This window comes from Psychrobacter sp. 1U2 (assembly GCF_051847575.1).
Genome location: NZ_JBPYDC010000482.1, coordinates 1 through 1,035, shown reverse-complemented (window position 1 = coordinate 1,035; position 1,035 = coordinate 1). Strand labels below are relative to the sequence as shown.

The following is a 1,035-nucleotide window of genomic DNA, read 5'->3' as shown; positions in this document are numbered from 1 at the left end:
AGCGATGAATAGTAGTGCTTGGACAGGTTTAACCCAGCCGCCAACCAAGGTCTTCGCCCAACTCTTTGCCGCCAATTTACCAAAGGCAAAGACAGAAGCTGAGAAAGTAATCGCACCGATGAAACAACCGATGAATAATTCGACACGAGCAACCGCGCCATGCTGTTGTTCAGTATGCAGTACCGTTGCTAAAGCAATCGCTACCGCTGACAAACCGACAAATGAGTGCATTAAAGCGACCGTTTCTGGCATCTGGGTCATCGCGACCGTCTTTGCTTTCCACATACCAACGAGTGCACCCAATATCATCGCACCGATAATCAACCACAGCACTGGGCCTTCTGCTAAGAAGAATGTCGTTGCTACTGCAATTGCCATCGCAACCATACCAAAGCGGTTACCGCGAATAGCGGTCTTTGGGCTAGATAAACCTCGAAGGGTTAAGACGAAAAGAATGGCACCGATTAAATAAAACCAGTCAGCATTCGCAGAAATCATATTTGTTAAATCGCTCATGCATCGCCTCCATTTTCAGATGTTACCACTGGCGCTTTTTTTGCTTTAGGTTTAAACATCGCGAGCATACGCTCAGTCACGGCAAAACCACCAAAGATATTAATACTGGCTAAAAATACCGCAAATGCACCAAGCAAACTGGTTGGTGTAAATATCGAACCATCAATCGTGACCGTCTGTAGCATTGCACCGACGATGACAATACTTGATAAGGCATTAGTTACGGCCATCAATGGTGTGTGTAATGCAGGCGTAACGCCCCAAACAACGTAATATCCGACAAAAATAGCGAGTACAAATACAGTGAAAATCGCTACAAATGGTGTGCTACTCATGGCCGCACCGGCTGGCGCCGCAGCTAAAACAGTGGCAATCATCTTATCCTCCTAAAATTTTATTCATTACTGGCAAATGTATGATGACAAAGTGTGTAGTGATAGGCAGTCAAGACTTAGCGTTTAGCAAGGCGTACCTGACTCTCATGCGTCACTGCCAGTGCGCCCTGAATCTCATCTTCCA

At 46.1% G+C, this 1,035-nt stretch carries 2 protein-coding genes; both read right to left on the bottom strand.

Annotation, left to right across the window (positions count from 1 at the left end):
* The coding region (locus ACS8FD_RS16740) for an NAD(P)(+) transhydrogenase (Re/Si-specific) subunit beta (RefSeq protein ID WP_439276671.1) at positions 1-516 on the bottom strand (516 nt) is incomplete at its 3' end.
* On the bottom strand, positions 513-851 hold the full coding sequence (locus ACS8FD_RS16735; RefSeq protein WP_439263339.1) for a proton-translocating transhydrogenase family protein: 339 nt from the start codon (positions 849-851) through the stop codon (positions 513-515). The genes ACS8FD_RS16740 and ACS8FD_RS16735, both read right to left, overlap by 4 nt.
* Between the last annotated feature and the right edge of the window lie 184 nt (positions 852-1,035).